Source organism: Vibrio sp. 10N.286.55.E10, from assembly GCF_002872555.1.
In the GTDB taxonomy this organism is placed as follows: Bacteria; Pseudomonadota; Gammaproteobacteria; order Enterobacterales; family Vibrionaceae; genus Vibrio; species Vibrio crassostreae.
On sequence record NZ_MCSD01000017.1, the window covers coordinates 39,182 to 60,238 of the forward strand.

Sequence of the window (21,057 nt, forward strand, 5' to 3'; positions counted from 1 at the left end):
GAATCCTTGGGCAAATATTGGTTCTTTGACAAAAATATAAAAAGATAATCTCAGTGTAAAATACGATCAGCGGTTTCTATGATTTTATTAGCTGTTCTATGTGAGACGTTAATCGCTTGCCTTGGCTGTTGAGAGGAATCTCATCAACAATACGATACTTTCGTGGGATAGCGATTGGCTCTAACCACTTTCTGAGCTCTGTACGCAGCATCAACCAGAATTTGCCTTTGCTCATGGTCGATAGAGCGGCTTGGCCTTCATCTGATAATACCAAAACAGAGGCTAAGATTAATCGCTCAGGCTCCTCAAATGGAATCACCACGCATTCGCTTATCCAAGGCAGTTGCTCCAGTCGTTTCTCCACTTCAACCAGTGATACTCGTTTTTCTTCTATCTTGATCACGCGGTCGGTTCGGCCTTTCAATATGAATTGATTATCCGAGACCATTTCGCATTCATCAGCGGTTTGATACCAGCTATTCTTATCGATGTAGGGCGACAATAACTTAATGCAATTCTCACTGTTGAGACTAGCCTCAATACACTCAAAAAGTTGCCAAGGGGTTTGAGCGCTCTCTTGTTGGCGAAAGGCGATGCCACCGGTCTCTGTGCTGCCAAATACCTCGATAGGTAAATGTCCTAGTAGATCTCGTGACTGGTGAGCCGACTCGGTAGGCAATGGACCACCCGAAGAGAAGATTCCTGCAAGTTGTACCTTGTTGGTCTCATGCTTTAATCGTTTAAGTAGCGCTGGGCTGCTGATCAGTACACAGTTTTGATTTGCGTGAGATAAGATCTGTTCTGGGTATTCAAGGTTGTGTCGAGCAAATGGAACACCAGAGCATAGTGGCCATAAGATTCTAAACAGCAAACCATAGATATGTTGATGAGAAACTGTGCTTTGGATTTGGTTTCCCTTGAGTAACTCCCCCCAGTTCTTGTGTAACTGAGCGGTCTCAATATCGAGGTGTTCTAACGTTTTATCTATCGCTTTTGGCGTGCCACTTGAACCTGAAGTGAACAGAGTTAATGGGACTGTTGCCAAATCAATGGTCGTAAGATTCTCGGTTAGAGGTTTTTGTGCTTCAGTGTTTGAATCCAATAAGGTTTGGATATTACGAACGTCACTCACCTCAACTTCGCCAATCGAGTTATCAACTAGCAGGCAATCAAACTGCTTACTTAACTCAGCAAGCGCACATGGCTGGTAGTTGCCCGGTAAGATGATGTGTTTGTTGGCTGCTGCACATGCCAAAAAGGCCACCGCAAATAGGTAGCTGTCTTGGGTACAAATCGCGATTCGTTGAAAAGGGGATAAAGACAAAAATTGTACGAGTTGAGATAAGTCGTCGTTAAGTGTTTGCCACGTAATCTCGCTATTGTCGTCAAAGCAGACAATAGATTCAGGGGCTCTGTCCTGGCTGAGAAGCTCAGACAACGAGGTGTAAGATACGGTTTGGGTCATAACAATTTAACTCTGACGAATGCGCTGTCTTACTACCCACTCTCCTGCAAAGAGTAACCCTGCAAACAGATAGCTGAGTAAGCCATTGTATAGGGTCCATACTTCTAGCGGTTGGAAGCAGGTGTAAAGGGCAATAGAGCCATTGATAACAAAGAACAAGCACCACATTTTGGTGACTTTTCGTGTGTAATCAACGCCACTTTGCGGAAGTTCAGGCTCTTGAAGGCGAGCAAGACGTTCGATAATCGTTTGTGGTTGCCATAGGCTCGAAGCGAATACAACCAGCATACAAACATTAACGATAACGGGATAATAGGTTAGCCAGCCGTGTTGCTTAAAGGCTAAGCCTAAAGCCAGCAGAACAATACCGGCACTTCCACTGATCCAAGCTAGGTGTTTTAGCTCTTTGATTTTAGCCTGACCGCCGGTGAAAATGCGTACAGCAAAGATAGCGGCTAAGGCAATACCAACGGTTTGTAAGCCAAACTTGTTGAGTCCAAAGTAAACCGCTATTGGATAAGTGAAAAGTATAATTGCCGACAGTAAAGTCAGCAGAGGACGCATTAGGCGTCCTTCAATAGTTCAACCACAGATTCGACAACGTCATTAACGGTGCGCACTGCTTTGAACTCTTCAGGTTTGATCTTCTTACCTGTGACGTTCTGTAGGTGAACGACCAAATCAACGGCATCAATGCTGTCTAGGTCTAGATCAAGATAGAGATGAGCTTCAGGGGTGATATCTTCAGCGTCAAGCTCGAACAGCTCAATAAGCGCATCTTTAACCTGGTTGTATACTTCTTGTTGGTTAGCTTGTGTCATAAAGATCTGTCTAGTTATTCGTTTGAGAAGAGATGTAGTTCGCTAGATTTTCAACTGACGCAAAGTGCTGTCGAGTGTTTGAATCATCTGCATCGATAACAATGTTGTACTTTTTCTTGATAGCAAGGCCAAGCTCAAGGGCATCGATAGAGTCTAGTCCAAGTCCATCACCAAATAGTGGAGCTTCCGTTTCAATCTCATCAATGCTCATGTCTTCAAGGTTCAATGCGTCGATGATCAGTTGTTTCAGTTCGTTGTGTAATGTTTCCACTTTGGCCTACTTAATGCTTTATCTGAATGCTGCTTTAAGGGGGCGATTCTACATTATATGAGGTATTTTCGAAATGCCGATATCGCCTGTTATGTTATTGATACGCTAAATGTTTTCTTCGGAAGGGAAAATTGTTTGTGCAAGATGATGATTAAGGCGCCTTGCTGCCGAAGTTAAATTATTTGAGCCTTCAATAAATGGTTCGACTTCTATTTTACCTTTCACCGCGACATGAAAAAAGGGCTTCGACGCAGGAACTTGATACCATTTTTTCTCTTTCGTTAAGAATGTCGGAGAAACCGTAATATGAATCACGCGTAAATCGGTTTGTGTTCGAGTCGCGATTTGTGCCGCCCCACGCTGTAAGGATGGTTCAATTCCTGGCGTTGTGCGAGTTCCTTCGGGAAAAATCAGCAGGACATTGCCACGTGAGAAGCGTTCTTCACAGCGCTCTAAAAGATCGTCAGGGGCTTGGTTCGGTATATAACCTGCCGCTTTGACAATCCTTTTCATAAAAGGGTTTTCCCAAATGGCCGCTTTGACGAGGCAATCACATTGAGGAAGTTGGGAGGCGATCAGCACATAGTCAATCAAACTTGGGTGGTTGGCAACGATGATGCAATTACGATCTTCACGTAGCAGCTCGGCACCATCAATTCGGTAATCGATTGCTCCGGTGAACTTCATGATCTGGCAAAACGCATTGAATGAGAAACGGATTAATCGCTGTGCTTTAAGCTCTCTTTTAATGGTATTGGGAGTGGTTAGCGCGATAGTCGGTAAGATTAAGAAGCTCAATACTAAGCCACCCAAACCAAAGATGGTAAAGCAGAGGCCTGTCGCGAATACTCGCCAATACTGGTCTACTCTGCTCATTACGCTGTACCTGTCTCGGTGTTATTTACCCAAGACCAAGTTTGGTGCTTGCCAGCAATAGCCCACTTATTTGTACCTAATAAGATATGTTGGAGCGTTTGTAACCCTTGTGGTAACACGGAAGATGCTTGGTTGGTCTCTACTGTCCTAGTAATAGAGTATTCACTGCCAGCGGTGAGCATTAAGCCCAGCGCATAATCAGCAAAGTTCTGTGTTTCGTACTCTTGGTAGAGCTCGGGCAGAGGTTGGTCGAAATCGATAACTAACACTCGATGCGACGGATATTGATGAAGGTAAAGATAAGCTTCGATCAGAGCGTTATGGAAAGTATCTTGCCCTGCGGCTATTGAAGTCAGTGGAATCGGTGCTTTGGCGGCAATGGTGGTTAGACCGGCTGCGGTATTATGTACCGACTGCGAGAACGCCATTGGTGAGGCATCGTCACCTTCTAATATCGACTGAATCAAAGTGGCGGTTCGATGCAACTCACCATGTCGGCTAGCAAAGACCAGATAATCAATCGAGGTGTCTTTTAATAGGGTTAACGCGGTTTGGACAGCAAGTTTGCTTTGCACACTCATTCGGCGGCGCATCATTGGAGGAATAGCTTTAAATTCAGTTGAGCCATCTTGTGGCCAATCTAAATTAGTGCTCCACGCTTGCCATTCAGCAATAGAATTGAGCCCCGCTGAATTTGCAGACCATTTCTCAATATTAAACGACATTAATTGGGATTGATTTGACATAGAGTATTGATTTGCTTTGAGTCTAACTAAATACTATGCGCGCTTATAAATAAACACAGATAAGGAATTTAAATGAAATTACTAAAAATAGCAGTTTCAATGTTATTCATATTCGTTCTTGCAGGATGTGGACGCGTCCAACCTGTAATGAATGTTGAGGATACTCCAGTTGCACTGAATCTTCAAAGTAAACAGGTTAAATCAGCTATTTCTGAATCTGCTGAAAATCGAGGCTGGTTGGTTTCAGAAATAAAGCCTGGTTTGATCCGCGCTGAATTGTATGTTCGTTCGCACCACGCTGTGGTTGAAATTCCTTATAGTGATAAGTTTTACTCTATTCTTTACGTTGAATCAGAGAATTTGAAGTACGACGATGGTGAAATACACCGTAATTACAACCGTTGGGTTAATAACTTAAACGTTGATATTAAACGTAAGCTTGCGCAAATGGCAGCTGAGTAACTCTCTATTATTTAAAGTTAGGTTTTTCGTGTCGGAATATAAATTAGATCCATTCAACGCATTAGAAGCAAAAACAGAAGCGCAGAAATTGTCTTTCGCTCCGATTGTTTTTCATACTGCTCGTACACTTCGTGATTTAGGCATTTTGAAAGCGTTAGATGACGCGGGCAACGAGGGTTTACCAGCAGAGTCTATCTCTGAATCGACCGGTGTCTCTGAGTACGGCGTGAAAGTCCTGCTCGATATGGCGTTAAGTGCTCATATTGTGACTTGGGAAAAGCCTAACTACAAAATGGCTAACCTTGGTTTCTACCTTCTGCATGATGGTATGACTAACGCAAACATGGATTTCACAGCCGATGTTTGTTATGCCGCGATGATGCATCTAACAGAAGCGATTGAAGAAGGCACACCTGCAGGCTTGAAAGAGTTGGGTGATTGGGAAACCATTTACCAAGGCTTGTCTCAATTGCCAGAAAAAGCAAAAGAGAGTTGGTTCAAGTTTGATCACTTCTATTCGGATCGCTCGTTCCCTGTGTTACTTGAAAAAGTCTTCAGCAAGAAACCTAAGTCGCTGGTGGATATCGGCGGCAACACGGGTAAGTGGGCGATGCAATGCTGCAACCATGATGCGGACGTTGAGGTGACGATTGTTGATTTGCCACAGCAGCTAGAAATGGCAATGGCAAACGCGGCAAAGCATGGTCATCAAGAGCGAGTCACGCCATTCCCAGCGAATATGCTCGATAAACAGCAAACTCTGCCAACGGGCGCGGATGTTTGGTGGATGAGTCAGTTCCTTGATTGTTTCTCGCCAATGGAGATTCTGAGCATATTAAAGCGCGTTCGCTCTCATATGTCAGAAGATGCGACTGTCTATATCCTTGAACTGTTTTGGGATTCACAGAAATACGATGCGGCTTCTTATAGCTTAAACGCGACGTCTCTCTACTTTACCTGCTTGGCCAATGGCAACAGTCGTTTTTACCGCAGTGAAGATTTCTTAGAGATTGTTGAAGAAGCGGGCTTTGAAGTGGTAACGCGTACCGACGATATCGGTCTTGGTCACACGCTTCTAGAATTGAAAGCTGGCGCGCAATAAAAATAACAAACATGGCTTAAATAATGAAAAAACTATCAACTCAAGTGGTGATCATCGGAGCTGGGCCATCAGGGTCTATTGCTGCGTCTTTACTTCATAAAAAAGGCATCGATGTTCGAGTGATTGAAAAGAGCGTATTCCCTCGCTTTTCTATTGGTGAAAGCCTATTACCAGCTTGTATGGAAGTGATTGAACAGGCTGGGATGACTGACGCAGTGATCAACGCTAACTTCCAATACAAAGATGGCGCTGCCTTTCGCAAAAATGGCGTTTATACGGCGTTTAATTTTGAAGACAAGTTCTCTTCTGGCCCTGGAACTACGTTTCAGGTTCAGCGAGGTGCCTTTGATAAGGTTTTGGCAGATACGGCTGAGGCGCAGGGTGTCTGCATTGATTACCAACATGAGTTAATGGGCATTAATTTCACCGACGACAGCACCATTTTAGATGTACAAGTGCTGGGTGGAGAGCGTTATCAGATAGAAGCGCAATACGTTCTGGATGGCAGTGGTTTTGGTCGAGTGCTACCAAAAATGCTTAACTTGGCAGAGCCGTCATCGCTCCCTCCACGCAAAGCTATTTTTACGCACATTAACGATCATATTGCAGAGGTGGATACCGATCTTGAATATGACCGAAATAAAATTCTTATCTCTGTGCATCCAACCAACCCTGATGTTTGGTATTGGTTGATCCCGTTTAGTAACGGTGTCTCTTCGTTTGGTGTCGTAGGAGAGCCTAAGTTCTTTGAGTCCTATCCAGAAGACAAGATTGCTGCAATTAAACAGCTGGCAGCGGAAGAGCCGGGCTTGGCTGAGATACTGGCAAGCGCCGAGTATCCAAACCCTGCGGGTGAAATTGGTGGCTATTCTGCCAATGTAAAACATTTGGCGACGGATAAGTACGCGTTGCTTGGCAATGCTGGTGAGTTCCTTGACCCGGTGTTCTCGTCAGGCGTGACGATTGCGATGAAGTCGGCACAGTTTGCGGTTGAGTGTGTCGAAAAGCAACTTAACGGTGAGAAGGTAGATTGGGAACGCGATTATGCCGCTCCTTTGATGGTTGGTGTAAACACCTTTAGAACGTATGTTGAGGGGTGGTACTCAGGTACTTTGCAGGATGTGATTTTCTATCAAGATCCAAATCCAAAGATTAAGCAGATGGTGTGCTCAATTCTGGCGGGTTACGCATGGGATCAAGCCAACCCTTATGTGAAAGAGTCTAAGCGCCGATTGGCGACACTGGCTGAGATATGCCGAAACTAGGTAATCGATTTTGTATGTAGCAATACTCTAAATTGCCACGATGGATCGTCATAAATTAAAAACAGCCGCAATGTGCGGCTGTTTTTGTATCTGAAAAATATGGGCGGTCAGCTTAATCGGATTTAAGCCTATTTTAAGTCGATGCTGTTCAACCGTCCCATAAATATAAGTAGATCAATTACGTCTTTGTGAGCATCAAGCAGCGCACGTTTGGTTTGGCTATAAGCTGCAAGTCGGCCGTGCTTTCTGATTGAACATACCTTGGTTTTGTACTTGTAGTCACCATTCTCAGAGAAGACGCGCCACTTAGCGATGTAGCACTCGTCGCGGTGCTCAGGATCACTCTGAGTTGGATTTGGCTTGAATACAATTTTGGGTTCTAAACTATGAGGCAGGCGCGTCATTAGGTAGGGCTCTTTGAGGACTTTGGGCCAAAATTTACCCCAAAGCTGTCTGCCCAGTTCATCTCTTAATTTAATGGTTTTCTTTAGTGCTTTGTCTTCACCCATACGAACAAAACCGACCGACCGATGCAGCACCGTATCTTCGGGAGTATGGATGTGGATCTTAAAAGCGGTTTTGCCTTTCGAGATAAAGCGGTAACCGGTAGCACCAATTAGATTATTCTGACTCATAGTTTGCTAAGTGATGATTATGTTATTAATAAGATTACGCCAAATACTGCAAAACCGAAACTAATACCCATGAAAAAAATAAAGCCTTAGCATCTTTGCTAAGGCTTTATTAGAAACTCTGAGACGAGAGTGTCGCTAACTACATGATTTTCTGCATCACATCACCAATTTGAATGCTTCCCGCAAGGCTTGGCTGATCAATCGTGAGTTCCGCTTCGTTTTCGTAAACGCGAGAAACCGTTAGGGTGATGTCGCTTTGAGAAACCTTGTTGCGTGGCAAACCGCGTTGGTCGATAAACGAACCTGTGTGCCACAGTTGTAACTTGTCACCTTGTTGTACGCCATGCATTCGACCTAAATCAATGGTCACAGTGTTACCAAATACCGCTGCAACCTCTGGAAGGGTGATCTTACATGACACTTCCGATTCTAAGTCCAACATAATATTACGGCTAACACGCAGCATCATGCTGCCGTAGGTTGATGCCCAGAAACGGGCACTGCGGGTGTCGACTTCACTGGTCTTAGCAAATGGCCACTTTGCCACTTCACGATAGCTACGGTTGTAAACCTGATGTCCTGTTTTACCATCGAAGACTTGCATCTCTAACGCAAACTGGCGATTGATGATGTCGTCTTTCAACAGTTTGGACTCGATGGTCGCGGTTAAATCGGTAATGTCGCCACCAATGATGTATTGTGCGCCAGTGTCTTGGGCGATCATCTTGATCACTTCAGGTCGACGTTTGTCGATGTCGTAATTGGTCGTGCCAACGGAAACAAAGCTGCGAGACTCTTGCGCCAGCTGTCGATCTACGACATGACCAAAATCATCACCGATGTTATAGATTCTGCCCATTACAGCTTGCTGTGGGGAAGTCACATCGATGTTGCCGACCAAAAATGTCTTCTTATATTGGCTCTCATGGCAAGCATTTGCCGAAGGATAGATATCGATCCTTGCGGTGATCATTATATTGCCACTGCGTTTTTTCTCTTTTTCTACCAAGATGTAGCGCACTTCATGATTGGTAAATTGAAACTCTTTTTTGTTTGCGTCGAGGTAGGGCGTGAGGTTGGCAATGCTACCAATGTCGGCTCCTGAGAACTGGATCGCTTTATATACCGCGTCTTCCAGAGCATGGACCCTTGCCGTTTCCTCTGACGATACGATGGCTGCTGTACCGGTAACCTCATACCAAGAGGCATGAGCACTGAAGCTTATGGTTATCAGTGAACTTATTGAAAATAAGTAAGAAATTATTTTTTTCATCTATTCGTTACCAGTTGGGTATAAATATTGCTTAACAAATAACTATAAGCTTGAAGCTGACTTAAGTGCGTTTTTCTTAATCTGAACCATTAATGAAAAGCAAAGACTGTTCCAACATTGTAATCCATTGAAAAGAATAATGGTGAGAACATATTGGAACAGGTGGCACTAAAACTATCTGGAGATTAGAGAATGAAAAAATGGCTCGTAGTAATGAGTGTCATGTTACTGACATCATGCGCTTATTCGCCGATCTATAACGGCAAGTCTGAATATTCAGGCAGTCAGTTTATGTTGATGGACAGCCCTCGCCATACCATGGATTTTTTTGTGGAAAGTATGACTGAAGATTTGATCATTTCGAATACAAGTATTTCAGCGAGAACGCCAATAGCAATTACTTCGTTTGTGGACCTGCAGCACATGGACACAACGAACTGGCTAGGCAACTCGGTATCAGAAGGCTTCATTCATCAGTTTCAGCGTCGTGGCTTCAAGGTGGTTGATTTTAAAACTACTGGCTCTATCCAAGTGACTCACCAAGGTGACTTTGCGTTGAGCCGCGATTGGAAAGACTTAGCTCAAGAGCAAGACGTACAGTATGTACTGACAGGCACCATGCTTCGCCAAGAAGGCGGTGTACTAGTAAATGCTCGCGTTGTTGGCATGCAAACTCGAATTGTAGTGGCGACGGCACAAGGCTTCTTACCTGCAGACCGTATTGGCCGTGACCTAGATACTCTCAACAGTATTCGAACTCAAGATGGCGTGATCATTCGTTCCGATCCAACGATCAGTCAGCCTTATACTGTTATTCTTCGCCCTTAGGAGTTCGAGATGAAGAAGTTAATGTTTGTTGTTGCCGCTTTATTGCTTGTTGGCTGTCAGCCATTGCAGAGCATGAGACCTGATGATTTCTTAGTGGCTGTTGGCTATGCGAGTATCAGTGAGCAGAAAGGTCGTAACGACGAAGAGAGACGTATCCGCGCGATGAGAGCCTCTAAGATCGATGCTTATCGTGAGCTTGCTGAACAGGTTTACGGCATGCGAGTAAGCGGTCGAGCAGAACTTGAAGATCAACGGCTTGGTACAGAGCGTACGTCAGGTGCGGTTGATGGTGTTATCCGTGGCGCAGAAGTGGTGCGCAGTTACCCTGTGGGTGATAGCTACGTAACAGAGCTTCAGTTGGATATTCGCAAGATGGATCAGCTACGTAACTACGGTGAAGTTCAGGCAGTACCTGAGAAGAGACAACAAACACTGTTCTAATTTCGGTGTTCGAATTGAATATTCAGTGATATTGGTTGCTACTTGCTTTCCAGATGGCATATCGGCAACCAATAACTAATATGGATGTAAAAGCGGCAAGTATGAAAATACTTGCCGCTTTTTTGTTTATCGATTTTGTCAGGGTGTTCAAAGGCTGATTAGAAATTTTGATAAAGGACAACGACAGAAATAGCCTGAGATACAGATACAGATACAGATACAGATACAGATACAGACTTAAGTAGGAGTGTTGTTGAAGAGGTAGCTTAACTAGGCTTTTACGTTGGTTCCCAGCGTGGAAATAGTATGCGTTTGACCACCGGCATTGTAGGTCATGCCAATTTTACCGTGGCTTTGCTGCATCATATTGCTGAGTTTTTTGAAGCTAAGGTGTGCTCGATTCAAGGCTTCGCCATTAACAAGGTTCGCTTGCTGGCAATCGTGCACTATCGACTGGATCTTTGTGACTAACTGAGCAAGTTCAGGATTCTCGGTCAGTTCTGAGATATTGGTATGGGTCGCGATTCGCTGATCGGTTGATCTTAATTGTTCAACAAGGACTACTTTTTCTTTGGCGATTCGCTCAATATCGTTTGATTGTCGGCTCGTAATAGCGGTTTTCTCTGAACTTAATAATTCAGATAAGGCTTTGGCATTTTGAAGTTGAAAATTAACTAAATCTGCTAGTGCCGCCATAACGTAAACCTATTCATAACCTCGTATGCTTTAAGACAATCACTTCAATCAAAAGTGAGTGTTGGCTTAAAGACCTTTTAATTCATCTTCGAACTTGATCATGTTGTCTGCCAGTTTTTCTGGATCAACAGTGTATGAACCGTTCGCAATCGCTTCTTTGATCGCTGCTACTTTCACAGAATCAAAGCTTGGTTGTGCTGCCATATCTTGGTGGAGCTGACCAATTGCTTTGCCTTGTTGGCTAAGTGAAACCGCATCTTTGCTTGCTGGTGATTTAGTTGATACATCAGAACGTGATGCCTCAGAACTAGAATCAGAGCGTACTGCTGATCGGTTAGTGGTCGTTAGGGTTTGCCCTGAACGAATATTATCAATGCCTGCCATAGTTAAGCCTTTTTCTTCAAAAATGGGAACCTGTACAGTCAATATCGACCAAGGGTTCGAATACTTTAGCAATTTTTAGCTCAATAGTCGAAAAGCGACAAAACACCGCCGCCGTCATATTTGGCGTTAGAGTAGAGAGTGAAATCGTTAACGATACCGTCAATTTAGAAGTAAAGAGTTAAAAGTAAACTGTGACTTCAGACATGCTGGTAACAATTCCTTCAATTATACGCTGTGATTTGTCATTTTTCACTCTTACTTGATCACCCATAGAGCCATCGGTAAGCGCAGTCCCTTTGGTGGTAATGGTCATGCCACCTTTTACTGCCTGTATGATAACCTTCTCGTTTCGGCAGACGACACAGATATCGCCTCTTTCTACAACATCGCCCGGTCTTAGGTTCTTTTTTACCTTAGCGCCGATGACTTGTTGTGGGGCTGTGAAACCTTGGCGACGAAACTTGTTAAGAGAAATCATAGCGGTGGTGACATCGTATTGACCGACGATTTCGCCTCTCGCGAGTGAACGAGTGGTGGTGACAAGGGGCACCGACATCGAAAGACGCACGGGTACATAAACGCGCCACTCATCAGGAACACATTGCACTAAAACCGTAATACTGCTGCGGGTATTGGTGGTGGTTGAGGCGCTGGTCTCTAAAGGAATTGGGCAGTCTGTCGCTTTGATTCTTGAATCAACATTTGCTGAATTAACAAAGAGTTCGCCGCCTTGTGGCTGCTCTACCGTATCAAGGATATGTTGTTCTGCTGCAGACTGAATCATCTCAATTTGTTCTGGGGTCGCAGCTTGTACAAAAAAACTAAACAATATTGATAAAATGCCGATAAACTTAGCGACAGTTTTAAAAGTAGCTCTACACATTGCTATGGAAAAAAGCGGCAGATTTGTTTTATAATACATCATTCCGTTTCTCTAGTGGTTCGTAGCCTGCAGTAGACTAACACTTTTTATCCAAAAAAGTTTGATATGGAGATGAGCTCATGACGGGTATTCTTGATTCGGTGAATCAGCGTACGCAACTCGTCGGTCAAAACCGATTAGAATTACTAACCTTTCGCCTAATGGGGCGTCAGCGTTACGGCATTAATGTCTTTAAAGTAAAAGAAGTGCTTCAATGCCCTAAGCTGACGAAGATGCCAAACTTGAACCCACTGGTTAAAGGTGTCGCACACATTCGTGGCCAAACGATCTCTGTGATCGACTTGAGCTTAGCGATTGGTGGCCGTCCTACAACGGATGTTGAAAAGTGTTTTGTGGTTATCTCTGAGTTTAACCGAACCATTCAAGGTTTCTTAGTAAGTTCAGTAGAGCGCATTATTAACATGCACTGGGAATCGATTCTTCCGCCGCCGGATGGCGCAGGTAGAGCTAACTACCTGACAGCGGTAACCAACATTGACAATGAATTGGTAGAAATTCTCGATGTTGAGAAGATCCTTGCAGAAATTTCTCCTGTTGATGAAACAATGGACAGCAAGATTGCTGAAGACATTGCGAAAGTAGAACAAGAGAAAGAACTGGTTCGTCGCATTTTGATCGCTGATGACTCGACCGTTGCTCGTAAGCAGGTCCAACGTGCTATTGAGTCAATTGGCTTTGAAGTTATCTCAGTGAAAGATGGTAAAGAGGCCTATGAGAAGCTGGTGCAGATGTCATCAGAAGGCAGTATTTACGACCAGATTTCGTTGGTGATTTCAGATATCGAAATGCCAGAGATGGATGGATACACGCTAACTGCTGAGATTCGTCGTCACGCCGAACTTAAAGATTTATACGTAATTTTACACTCATCATTGAGTGGTGTATTTAACCAAGCCATGGTTGAACGCGTAGGAGCCAACTCCTTCATCGCGAAATTCAACCCTGATGAGCTTGGTGCAGCGGTAAAAGCTGCGTTAACTAACTAAAAGAGACATTAATGACTGCTATAACAATAAGTGATCAAGAGTATCGCGATTTCAGCCGTTTCTTAGAATCTCAATGTGGCATTGTATTAGGTGACAGCAAGCAGTATTTAGTGCGCAGTCGTTTAAGCCCATTAGTAACGAAGTTTAAGTTAGCTTCGTTATCTGATTTGTTGAGAGATGTAGTAACAGGTCGAAACCGTGAGCTGCGTGTGGCTGCTGTCGATGCCATGACGACGAACGAGACACTTTGGTTCCGTGATACTTACCCGTTTGCTGTGCTTGCGGATAAGCTTCTACCGGAAATAGCGGCAAATAAACGTCCTATTAAGATTTGGTCTGCCGCAAGCTCTTCAGGCCAAGAAGCATACTCAATGGCAATGACGATTCTTGAAACTCAAGCTCGTAAGCCGGGTATGCTGCCAAATGTATCGATTACCGCAACTGACATCTCAGCAAGTATGTTGGATATGTGCCGCACGGGCGCGTACGACAACCTAGCTTTGGGACGCGGACTTTCTCCTGAGCGTCGTCGTACCTTCTTTGAAGATGCGGGTGATGGTCGTATGAAAGTGAAAGACAACGTGAAGCGCATGGTGAACTTCCGTCCTCAAAACTTGATGGACAGCTATGCATTGTTAGGCAAGTTCGACATCATTTTCTGTCGTAACGTGCTGATTTACTTCTCACCTGATATGAAGTCAAAGGTACTTAACCAGATGGCAAACAGCCTCAACCCTGGTGGTTACCTACTATTGGGTGCGTCTGAATCGTTAACAGGCTTAACGGATCGTTTTGAAATGGTTCGCTGTAATCCAGGCATCATCTACAAATTAAAGTAATGAATAGCACCAGTATAAGGTGCGACGTTACTGCTTAAATTCAAAACCCAGCCAAGTGCTGGGTTTTCTTTTTCCTGCTTAAGCTATATCTTTAAGTCAGAGTGACATTCCAATTTACTCTATTTTTTGGCTTGTATATTGCAAGTTTACCTACGAGTAACCTGTAAAAGTATTGATAGACCGCTTTGTTTTAAAAGTTGGTATATATATTGCTTTGGTTATTTCATAACAGTCAGTTCTTGAGTTGAGGTTTACATGGCTATTTCTTTTGACAATGCTTTGGGCATTCACCAGCACACAGTTGGTGTACGTGAGCGTAACGCTGAGGTGCTTTCCACCAATATCGCGCAAGCAAACACGCCTGGGTATAAAGCAAAGGGATTAGACTTTAAGAAATCACTGCAAGCGGCAAGTTCTGGGGCAAGCATTGGTCTTAGCCGTACAGATGGTCGGCACATTTCTGCCTCAACAACGGTGAACGGGGAAACGAAGTATCGAATTCCTACACAACCTGATACAGGAGATGGCAACACGGTTGATTTGGATTTGGAAAGAAACCTTTTCATGCAAAACCAAATTAGGCATCAAGCCTCTCTCGACTTCTTAGGAAGTAAGTTCAAGAATTTAACTAAAGCGATTAAAGGGGAATAATTAGATGAGCTTATTTAATGTATTCAATGTGACTGGTTCTGCGATGAGTGCTGAATCTGTTCGTCTAAATACTACCTCGAGCAACCTTGCAAACGCGGACAGTGTAAGTAGTTCTGCTGAAGAAACTTACAAGGCTCGCCACGCAGTGTTCGGCGCTGAGTTAAATCGAGCACTCAACAGTGACCACACTGTGCCTGTGAAAGTATTGGGTATTGTAGAAAGCGATAAGCCGCTGAGCGCGGAGTACAACCCTGATCACCCATTAGCGAACAACGAAGGCTACATCTACAAGCCTAACGTGAACGTTATGGAAGAGATGGCAAACATGATTTCGGCATCACGTGCGTACCAAACGAACGTACAGGTTGCTGACTCGAGTAAACAAATGCTGCTGCGTACGCTGCAGATGGGTCAATAAGGATAAGGAGGTAGCACATGGCTGGAATCAACAACAATGTTGGTCAAAGCGGCTTGTCCTATGTTGACCAGCTGAAGAGTCTTCAAGATGGCGCTAAAAAGCCCGATGAAACAACAGGTAAGCAGGATCTTAAACAAGAAGATTTCTTATCTTTGTTGACTAAGCAATTAGCACAACAAGACCCTTTCAAGCCGGTTAGCAATGACCAGATGATTGCGCAAATGGCTTCATTTGCGACTGTAGATGGCATTGGCAAAATGAATACACAGTTTGAAAGCTTGAATTCATCAATGACCTCTAACCAAGCACTTCAGGCATCCTCTTTGGTTGGTCGTGACGTATTGGTTCCTGGTGCGGCAGGTGTAAAACCCGGTGATGGCGGTATGGCGGCAATGGTTAAGCTTCCTCAGGCAATGGACAATGTAATGGTCCGTGTTGAGAACGAAGTTGGCCAATTGGTTCGCACATTTGATATCGGCTCTAAACCATCTGGTGATACACGTGTTGAATGGGACGGAAAAGACGAAGACGGTAACCCATTGCCGGCCGGTAAATATAACGTGAAAGCGTCGGGTTTACTGGATGGCGAGAACACAGAGTTCCAAGTTTCCAGTTATGCGAACGTGAACAGTGTGCTTCTTGGTAAGGGTGATGGCAACGTACTACTCAATCTGGCTGGTTTCACATCGCCAGTACGACTTGCTGAAGTACTAGAAGTTGGTAAAGCGTAGCTCTTTATTGAGTGACTATGCTAGCTAGATAGATTAGGAGAATATTGGAATGTCATATGTAGCTTTAAGCGGCCTATCCGCTGCACAATTAGACCTGAATACAACCAGTAACAATATTGCGAACGCAAACACGTTTGGCTTTAAAGAGTCTCGTGCAGAGTTCGGTGATGTTTACTCAAACTCGTTGTTTACTAACGCAAAAACGACGTCTGGTGGTGGTGCGCAAGCTAGCCAAGTGGCGCAACAGTTCCACGAAGGTTCAAGTATTTATACGAACAACCCAATGGATTTGCGTGTAAGTGGTACAGGTTTCTTTGCAGTATCGAAAGATCGCATGGTGCCAGAGATTAACGAACTAACGCGTAATGGTGCATTTCACCTAAACAAAGACAACTACATGGTTACGGCTAATGATGAGTTTCTTTTAGGTTACGATGTGGATCCAAACTCGGGTGAAGTTCTTTCTTACGCGCCAAAGCCTCTCGACATTCCTGCTGAGTTTGGTAAGCCAAAACAGACAGAAAACATTGAAGTAGGGGTCAACCTTCCTGCAAATGGTGATCTTAAAGACCCGGCTGCATTTAACTACCAAGATGCTGATACTTATAACCGTGCAACGTCTTCGACGGTATACGATTCTATGGGTCAGTCTTACAAGTTAACGACTTACTACCTCAAAGATCAGACTCAACCAAACACTTGGCAAACGTACTACACCATGTCAGATGAGAATGGTGAGAAGCCATTGAACATTACTGGCGGTGATGCGACGAATGCAACAGGTCATGTTGGTCACACAATGAAGTTCAACAATGATGGTACGTTAGCAAGCCTAAACAGTGGTCAGCCAATTAACTCTGATCCTCTAGGTGCAGGTGCGAACCCAATTGACTTGAACGGTGCCGATCCAACACAGGTGCTTAAGTTTGGTCTGGATTCTTCAACTCAGTTTGCTGCTCCGTTTGAATTGACTAAGTTTGATGAAGATGGTGCGACAACAGGTTTCTTAACTAAAATCGATTTCGATGAGTACGGCAGTGTTCTAGGTACTTACTCAAATGGTGAAAACGTGATGCTTGGCCGTGTAGGCTTAGTTCGTGTACCAAATGAGCAAGGTCTAGATAAGAAAGGTGGCACTCAATGGGATTCTACTAATGACTCAGGTGACAAGATCTGGGGTGAATCGAACAAAGGTTCATTTGGTAGTATCAACAACGGCTCTCTAGAGCAATCGAACATCGATATGACTCAAGAATTGGTTGATTTGATTTCTGCTCAACGTAACTTCCAAGCGAACTCGCGTTCTCTAGAAGTACACAACCAGCTACAACAGAATATTCTTCAGATTCGTTAATCGTTTCGAGCGTTTGAATCATCTGCGAATACCCAATTCAATGTTATTGAATTGGGTATTGTTGTTTGTCTTCTTATTTGCCGCCCCTATTGCCGCACGGTAATGCCACTGGCAACAATTCTTCCTCAATGATCCTTTAATGATCACCCATCCTTGTTCATTTTATATTTAAACTATTGATAAATAACAGTTAAAAATATTGGCACAGTGTTTGCTTTATAAGCTCTAGAAGATGATTTTTTGGAGCAAAATTATGGATCGCGCACTGTTTCTTGCCATGAGTGGCGCAAAGCAAAATATGCAGGCTTTGCAGCTACGTGCAAACAACCTTGCCAACGTGAGTACAACTGGTTTCCGTGCTGATTTAGCACAAGCACGTTCAATGCAAGCGTATGGTGAAGGCATGCCTACTCGTGTTTTCAGCATGACAGAGCGTCCTGGTCATAATTTTGCGCAAGGTAGTGTGGTTACCACTGGCCGAGATCTCGATGTTACCGTTCAAGGTGATGGTTGGATTTCAGTGATGGATAACACCGGCCGCGAAGGCTTAACGCGTAACGGTAATCTAAGGGTTGACCAAAACGGTTTGCTAACTAACGCAAGTGGCCATTTGGTGCTAGGTGAGAACGATGCGCCAATCACACTGCCCATCCCAATCAGTAAAGTAGAAATTGGTACTGACGGTACGATTTCGGTGATTCCTCAAGGCGCTCCAGCTGAAGAATTGGCCGTAGTTGATCGTATTAAGCTTGTACGTCCAGACAACCAAACTTTGTTTAAAGATACGAATGGTCTATTCCGTTCGAAAAACCCAGATCAGGCATACGAAGCAGATGCAGCGGTAACGTTGCTAAAAGGTGCTATCGAAGGCAGTAACGTAAATGCCGTAGGTGAAATGACCAGCTTAATTGACTTACAACGTCAGTTTGAAATGCAGGTCAAGATGATGAGCACAGCAGAGGAAATGGACAAGTCGTCTGATTCACTGCTTCGTATGAGCTAATAGAGTTTAAAGGAAATTGCTATGCATCCAGCACTATGGGTAAGTAAAACAGGTTTAGACGCCCAACAAACCAATATCTCAACGATTTCGAACAACCTTGCCAACGCCTCGACCATTGGTTTTAAAAAGAGCCGCGCGGTATTTGAAGATCTGTTCTACCAGAACATCAACCAACCGGGTGGTCAATCGTCTCAGAACACTGAGCTGCCAAGTGGTTTGATGTTGGGTGCTGGTTCTAAAGTTGTTGCTACTCAGAAAGTGCACACGCACGGTAACGCACAAACAACGTCGAACAGCCTAGATATGATGATCGAAGGTGACGGCTTCTTCCAAGTTGAGATGCCAGACGGTGAAACGGGTTACAGCCGTAATGGTCAGTTTACTCTGAACGGTGACGGCGCAATCGTAACATCGGGCCAAGGTTACCCTCTACAACCAGAAATAGTGATTCCTGAAGACGCGATCTCAGTAACGGTTGGTAACGACGGTGAAGTATCGGTTCGTCTACGTGGTGAGCAAAACAACGTCGTAGTTGGCCAAATCACGATTACAGACTTCGTAAACCCAGGCGGTTTAGAGCCAGTCGGTCAAAACCTTTACTTACCGACTGGTGCGAGTGGTGACCCGCAAGAAGGTGTACCGGGCTTCGATGGCCTAGGTAACATTCGTCAGTCGATGCTAGAAACATCGAACGTAAACGTAACCGAAGAGCTGGTAAACATGATTGAAGCTCAACGTGTATACGAAATGAACTCAAAAGTTATCTCGTCAGTAGACAAGATGATGAGCTTTGTTAACCAACAGCTGTAATTGGTTTGTTAGCCGTTTACTTATTCGAATTCATCAACGTGTTTCTACTAATTGATCCATTGACCACTGCCTGCTGAGAGTATATCGCCATGAAACGTATTTTTTGTTTAGCTCTGTTTATGTCTATGACGGGTTGTGCTGTGCTGGACCCGATAGAGACTCCAGCAGAAGAAAACGCAACCACAGTAGTTGATGCAGTGGAAGGTGATAAGTCGGCTGAAGAGAGCTCAGGCATTATCGACACGCTTCGTGGTAGAACCGATCCAATTGCAGGTGACCCTGCATGGGCGCCAATCAATCCAAAGCAGAAACCAGAGCATTACGCAGCGGCAACGGGTTCACTATTCAATGTGAATCATATTGGCAGCATGTACGATGACTCAAAACCGCGTGGTATTGGTGACATCATTACTGTGGCGCTAGATGAGAATACTCGAGCGACCAAAAAAGCCAACGCAGACATGTCTAAGTCGAACGATGCATCGATGGAGCCTTTGGCCGTTGGTGGTCAAGAGCTAACGATCGATAAGTACAACTTCTCTTACGATCTGAGCAACACCAATACCTTCGCTGGTGACGCATCAGCCAACCAAAGTAACAGCATCAGCGGCTACATTACCGTAGAAGTTATTGAAGTATTAGCCAACGGTAACCTAGTGGTTCGTGGTGAAAAGTGGATGACATTGAACACAGGCGATGAGTATATCCGCCTGAGTGGCACTATCCGTCCAGACGATATTGATTTCGAAAATACCATCGCTTCAAACCGTGTTTCTAACGCAAGAATTCAGTACTCGGGTACGGGCGTGCAGAAAGATATGCAAGAGCCTGGATTCTTGGCACGATTCTTTAATGTATCTCTGTAGGGCTTGAGAGGGTGTCGACATACTGATAGCCTCTATCACTCAGCCATATTTAGCTAAGCTATTATAAATTAAAGCAATACAGACAGGTTACTCAATGAAAAAACTAACACTCGTACTATTCGGCATGCTATTTCTTGCCACCAGTGCCCATGCTGCGCGTATTAAAGACGTGGCAAAAGTGGCGGGTGTTCGTAGTAACCAACTTGTTGGCTACGGTTTGGTGACAGGTTTGCCGGGTACAGGTGAGACAACTCCCTTTACCGATCAAACGTTTAACGCAATGCTGCAAAATTTTGGCATCCAATTGCCGCCCGGCACTAAGCCAAAAACCAAAAACGTAGCGGCTGTTATTGTGACTGCTGAACTGCCAGCTTTCTCTAAGCAAGGTCAGGAAGTTGACGTAACCGTGTCTTCTATCGGTTCGGCAAAAAGCCTACGTGGTGGTACGCTGCTACAAACCTTTTTAAAAGGTCTTGATGGCCAGGTGTATGCCGTAGCGCAAGGTAACTTGGTAGTAAGTGGTTTTAGCGCGCAGGGTAACGACGGTTCTAAGATTGTCGGTAACAACCCTAACGTTGGCATCATCTCTAGCGGTGCAACGGTTGAACAAGAGATTCCAACCCCATTCGGTCGCGGTGACTATATTACCTTCAACCTAATCCAATCAGATTTTACAACGGCTCAGCGTTTGGCTGATGCGGTTAACAACTTCTTAGGCCCACAAATGGCGTCTGCGGTAGACGCGACGTCAGTAAAAGTTCGTGCACCTCGAGAAATCAGCCAACGTGTGGCTTTCCTGTCTGCAATTGAAAATATCGAATTCGACCCTGCAGAAGGTTCTGCAAAAATCATTGTTAACTCTCGTACCGGTACGATCGTGGTTGGTAAGCACGTTCGCTTAAAAGCGGCGGCGGTAACGCACGGTGGTATGACGGTCGCAATCAAAGAAAATCTCAACGTAAGCCAACCGAATGCATTTTCTGGCGGCCAAACAGTAGTGGTTCCTGATTCAGATATCGAAGTCACTGAAGCTGATGGCAAGATGTTTAAGTTTGAACCTGGCCTAACGCTGGATGATTTGGTTCGAGCAGTTAACGAAGTCGGCGCAGCGCCTTCTGATCTAATGGCAATCCTTCAAGCACTGAAACAAGCGGGTGCGATTGAAGGCCAATTGATCATTATCTAAGGGGT

Annotated in this window: 26 protein-coding genes; 15 read left to right on the plus strand and 11 right to left on the minus strand. The window is 44.5% G+C overall.

Annotated features, from left to right (window positions below):
- Positions 1 to 76: 76 nt before the first annotated feature.
- The 6 genes from BCV39_RS11905 to BCV39_RS11930 form a co-directional block, all read right to left on the minus strand.
- Positions 77 to 1,465, minus strand: coding sequence for an AMP-binding protein (locus BCV39_RS11905; protein ID WP_102432355.1), 1,389 nt, complete (start codon positions 1,463 to 1,465; stop codon positions 77 to 79).
- A gap of 6 nt (positions 1,466 to 1,471) precedes the next feature.
- Entirely contained in the window at positions 1,472 to 2,029 is a 558-nt protein-coding gene (locus tag BCV39_RS11910; RefSeq protein ID WP_048661929.1) for a septation protein IspZ, read from the minus strand.
- Positions 2,029 to 2,286 carry an acyl carrier protein gene (locus BCV39_RS11915; RefSeq protein ID WP_004739745.1) on the minus strand — a complete coding sequence of 86 codons (258 nt, stop codon included), beginning with the start codon at positions 2,284 to 2,286 and terminating at the stop codon, positions 2,029 to 2,031. The genes BCV39_RS11910 and BCV39_RS11915 overlap by 1 nt, the downstream gene beginning before the upstream one ends.
- A 10-nt stretch (positions 2,287 to 2,296) precedes the next feature.
- Positions 2,297 to 2,557 carry a phosphopantetheine-binding protein gene (locus BCV39_RS11920; protein WP_004736154.1) on the minus strand — a complete coding sequence of 87 codons (261 nt, stop codon included), beginning with the start codon at positions 2,555 to 2,557 and terminating at the stop codon, positions 2,297 to 2,299.
- Positions 2,558 to 2,662: 105 nt separating this feature from the next.
- Positions 2,663 to 3,433: a lysophospholipid acyltransferase family protein gene (locus BCV39_RS11925; RefSeq protein WP_102393643.1), complete on the minus strand. Its 771-nt coding sequence runs from the start codon at positions 3,431 to 3,433 to the stop codon at positions 2,663 to 2,665.
- Positions 3,433 to 4,179: a beta-ketoacyl synthase chain length factor gene (locus BCV39_RS11930; protein WP_170960949.1), complete on the minus strand. Its 747-nt coding sequence runs from the start codon at positions 4,177 to 4,179 to the stop codon at positions 3,433 to 3,435. The genes BCV39_RS11925 and BCV39_RS11930 overlap by 1 nt, the downstream gene beginning before the upstream one ends.
- A gap of 72 nt (positions 4,180 to 4,251) precedes the next feature.
- Here BCV39_RS11930 and BCV39_RS11935 point away from each other — a divergent pair, with 72 nt between their 5' ends.
- From BCV39_RS11935 to BCV39_RS11945, 3 genes are read left to right on the plus strand one after another with little or no spacing between them, the layout of a single operon-like run.
- On the plus strand, positions 4,252 to 4,641 hold the full coding sequence (locus BCV39_RS11935; RefSeq protein ID WP_017062271.1) for a hypothetical protein: 390 nt from the start codon (positions 4,252 to 4,254) through the stop codon (positions 4,639 to 4,641).
- Between the two features lie 28 nt (positions 4,642 to 4,669).
- Positions 4,670 to 5,743: a methyltransferase gene (locus tag BCV39_RS11940; RefSeq protein ID WP_017062270.1), complete on the plus strand. Its 1,074-nt coding sequence runs from the start codon at positions 4,670 to 4,672 to the stop codon at positions 5,741 to 5,743.
- A 23-nt stretch (positions 5,744 to 5,766) separates the two neighbouring features.
- On the plus strand, positions 5,767 to 7,008 hold the full coding sequence (locus BCV39_RS11945; RefSeq protein WP_017062269.1) for a tryptophan 7-halogenase: 1,242 nt from the start codon (positions 5,767 to 5,769) through the stop codon (positions 7,006 to 7,008).
- 128 nt (positions 7,009 to 7,136) lie between these two features.
- Here the strand turns inward: BCV39_RS11945 and BCV39_RS11950 are convergent, their stop codons facing one another.
- Both BCV39_RS11950 and BCV39_RS11955 read right to left on the minus strand, forming a co-directional pair.
- Positions 7,137 to 7,643 (minus strand): hypothetical protein, encoded by a 507-nt coding sequence (locus tag BCV39_RS11950; protein WP_017062268.1) that lies wholly within the window; start codon positions 7,641 to 7,643, stop codon positions 7,137 to 7,139.
- A gap of 139 nt (positions 7,644 to 7,782) precedes the next feature.
- A complete protein-coding gene (locus BCV39_RS11955) occupies positions 7,783 to 8,916 on the minus strand; it encodes a flagellar assembly protein FlgT (RefSeq protein ID WP_017062267.1) in 1,134 nt (377 codons plus the stop codon).
- 192 nt (positions 8,917 to 9,108) lie between these two features.
- Between BCV39_RS11955 and BCV39_RS11960 the strand changes: the two genes are divergently transcribed.
- Positions 9,109 to 9,744 carry a FlgO family outer membrane protein gene (locus tag BCV39_RS11960; RefSeq protein WP_017064137.1) on the plus strand — a complete coding sequence of 212 codons (636 nt, stop codon included), beginning with the start codon at positions 9,109 to 9,111 and terminating at the stop codon, positions 9,742 to 9,744.
- Between the two features lie 9 nt (positions 9,745 to 9,753).
- The gene (gene flgP / locus BCV39_RS11965; RefSeq protein ID WP_016791311.1) at positions 9,754 to 10,185 is read left to right on the plus strand and encodes a flagellar assembly lipoprotein FlgP; all 432 of its coding nucleotides are present in this window, start codon (positions 9,754 to 9,756) and stop codon (positions 10,183 to 10,185) included.
- Between the two features lie 270 nt (positions 10,186 to 10,455).
- Here flgP and flgN read toward each other — a convergent pair whose 3' ends face one another.
- From flgN to flgA, 3 genes are all read right to left on the minus strand, one after another.
- Positions 10,456 to 10,881 (minus strand): flagellar export chaperone FlgN, encoded by a 426-nt coding sequence (gene flgN / locus BCV39_RS11970; RefSeq protein WP_017062264.1) that lies wholly within the window; start codon positions 10,879 to 10,881, stop codon positions 10,456 to 10,458.
- A gap of 66 nt (positions 10,882 to 10,947) precedes the next feature.
- Complete coding sequence (gene flgM, locus BCV39_RS11975; protein ID WP_017062263.1) at positions 10,948 to 11,265, minus strand: flagellar biosynthesis anti-sigma factor FlgM; 318 nt, start codon at positions 11,263 to 11,265, stop codon at positions 10,948 to 10,950.
- Between the two features lie 178 nt (positions 11,266 to 11,443).
- Positions 11,444 to 12,190: a flagellar basal body P-ring formation chaperone FlgA gene (gene flgA, locus BCV39_RS11980; protein WP_048659809.1), complete on the minus strand. Its 747-nt coding sequence runs from the start codon at positions 12,188 to 12,190 to the stop codon at positions 11,444 to 11,446.
- A 77-nt stretch (positions 12,191 to 12,267) separates the two neighbouring features.
- Here flgA and BCV39_RS11985 point away from each other — a divergent pair, with 77 nt between their 5' ends.
- The 10 genes from BCV39_RS11985 (at position 12,268) to BCV39_RS12030 (ending at position 21,052) form a co-directional block, all read left to right on the plus strand.
- Complete coding sequence (locus tag BCV39_RS11985) at positions 12,268 to 13,194, plus strand: chemotaxis protein CheV (protein ID WP_048609568.1); 927 nt, start codon at positions 12,268 to 12,270, stop codon at positions 13,192 to 13,194.
- A gap of 11 nt (positions 13,195 to 13,205) precedes the next feature.
- On the plus strand, positions 13,206 to 14,033 hold the full coding sequence (locus tag BCV39_RS11990) for a protein-glutamate O-methyltransferase (protein ID WP_004736174.1): 828 nt from the start codon (positions 13,206 to 13,208) through the stop codon (positions 14,031 to 14,033).
- Between the two features lie 255 nt (positions 14,034 to 14,288).
- On the plus strand, positions 14,289 to 14,684 hold the full coding sequence (flgB, locus tag BCV39_RS11995) for a flagellar basal body rod protein FlgB (protein WP_004736175.1): 396 nt from the start codon (positions 14,289 to 14,291) through the stop codon (positions 14,682 to 14,684).
- A gap of 4 nt (positions 14,685 to 14,688) precedes the next feature.
- Positions 14,689 to 15,102 (plus strand): flagellar basal body rod protein FlgC, encoded by a 414-nt coding sequence (gene flgC, locus BCV39_RS12000; RefSeq protein WP_102432356.1) that lies wholly within the window; start codon positions 14,689 to 14,691, stop codon positions 15,100 to 15,102.
- 17 nt (positions 15,103 to 15,119) lie between these two features.
- Positions 15,120 to 15,833 (plus strand): flagellar hook assembly protein FlgD, encoded by a 714-nt coding sequence (gene flgD / locus BCV39_RS12005; RefSeq protein WP_010439286.1) that lies wholly within the window; start codon positions 15,120 to 15,122, stop codon positions 15,831 to 15,833.
- Between the two features lie 49 nt (positions 15,834 to 15,882).
- Positions 15,883 to 17,187 carry a flagellar hook protein FlgE gene (gene flgE, locus BCV39_RS12010; protein WP_048609567.1) on the plus strand — a complete coding sequence of 435 codons (1,305 nt, stop codon included), beginning with the start codon at positions 15,883 to 15,885 and terminating at the stop codon, positions 17,185 to 17,187.
- 253 nt (positions 17,188 to 17,440) lie between these two features.
- Complete coding sequence (locus BCV39_RS12015) at positions 17,441 to 18,190, plus strand: flagellar basal body rod protein FlgF (protein WP_102432357.1); 750 nt, start codon at positions 17,441 to 17,443, stop codon at positions 18,188 to 18,190.
- Between the two features lie 21 nt (positions 18,191 to 18,211).
- Positions 18,212 to 19,000: a flagellar basal-body rod protein FlgG gene (flgG, locus tag BCV39_RS12020; RefSeq protein WP_004739713.1), complete on the plus strand. Its 789-nt coding sequence runs from the start codon at positions 18,212 to 18,214 to the stop codon at positions 18,998 to 19,000.
- An 89-nt stretch (positions 19,001 to 19,089) separates the two neighbouring features.
- On the plus strand, positions 19,090 to 19,866 hold the full coding sequence (flgH, locus tag BCV39_RS12025) for a flagellar basal body L-ring protein FlgH (RefSeq protein WP_048659814.1): 777 nt from the start codon (positions 19,090 to 19,092) through the stop codon (positions 19,864 to 19,866).
- 94 nt (positions 19,867 to 19,960) lie between these two features.
- Positions 19,961 to 21,052 (plus strand): flagellar basal body P-ring protein FlgI, encoded by a 1,092-nt coding sequence (locus BCV39_RS12030; RefSeq protein WP_017106350.1) that lies wholly within the window; start codon positions 19,961 to 19,963, stop codon positions 21,050 to 21,052.
- Positions 21,053 to 21,057 lie beyond the last annotated feature (5 nt).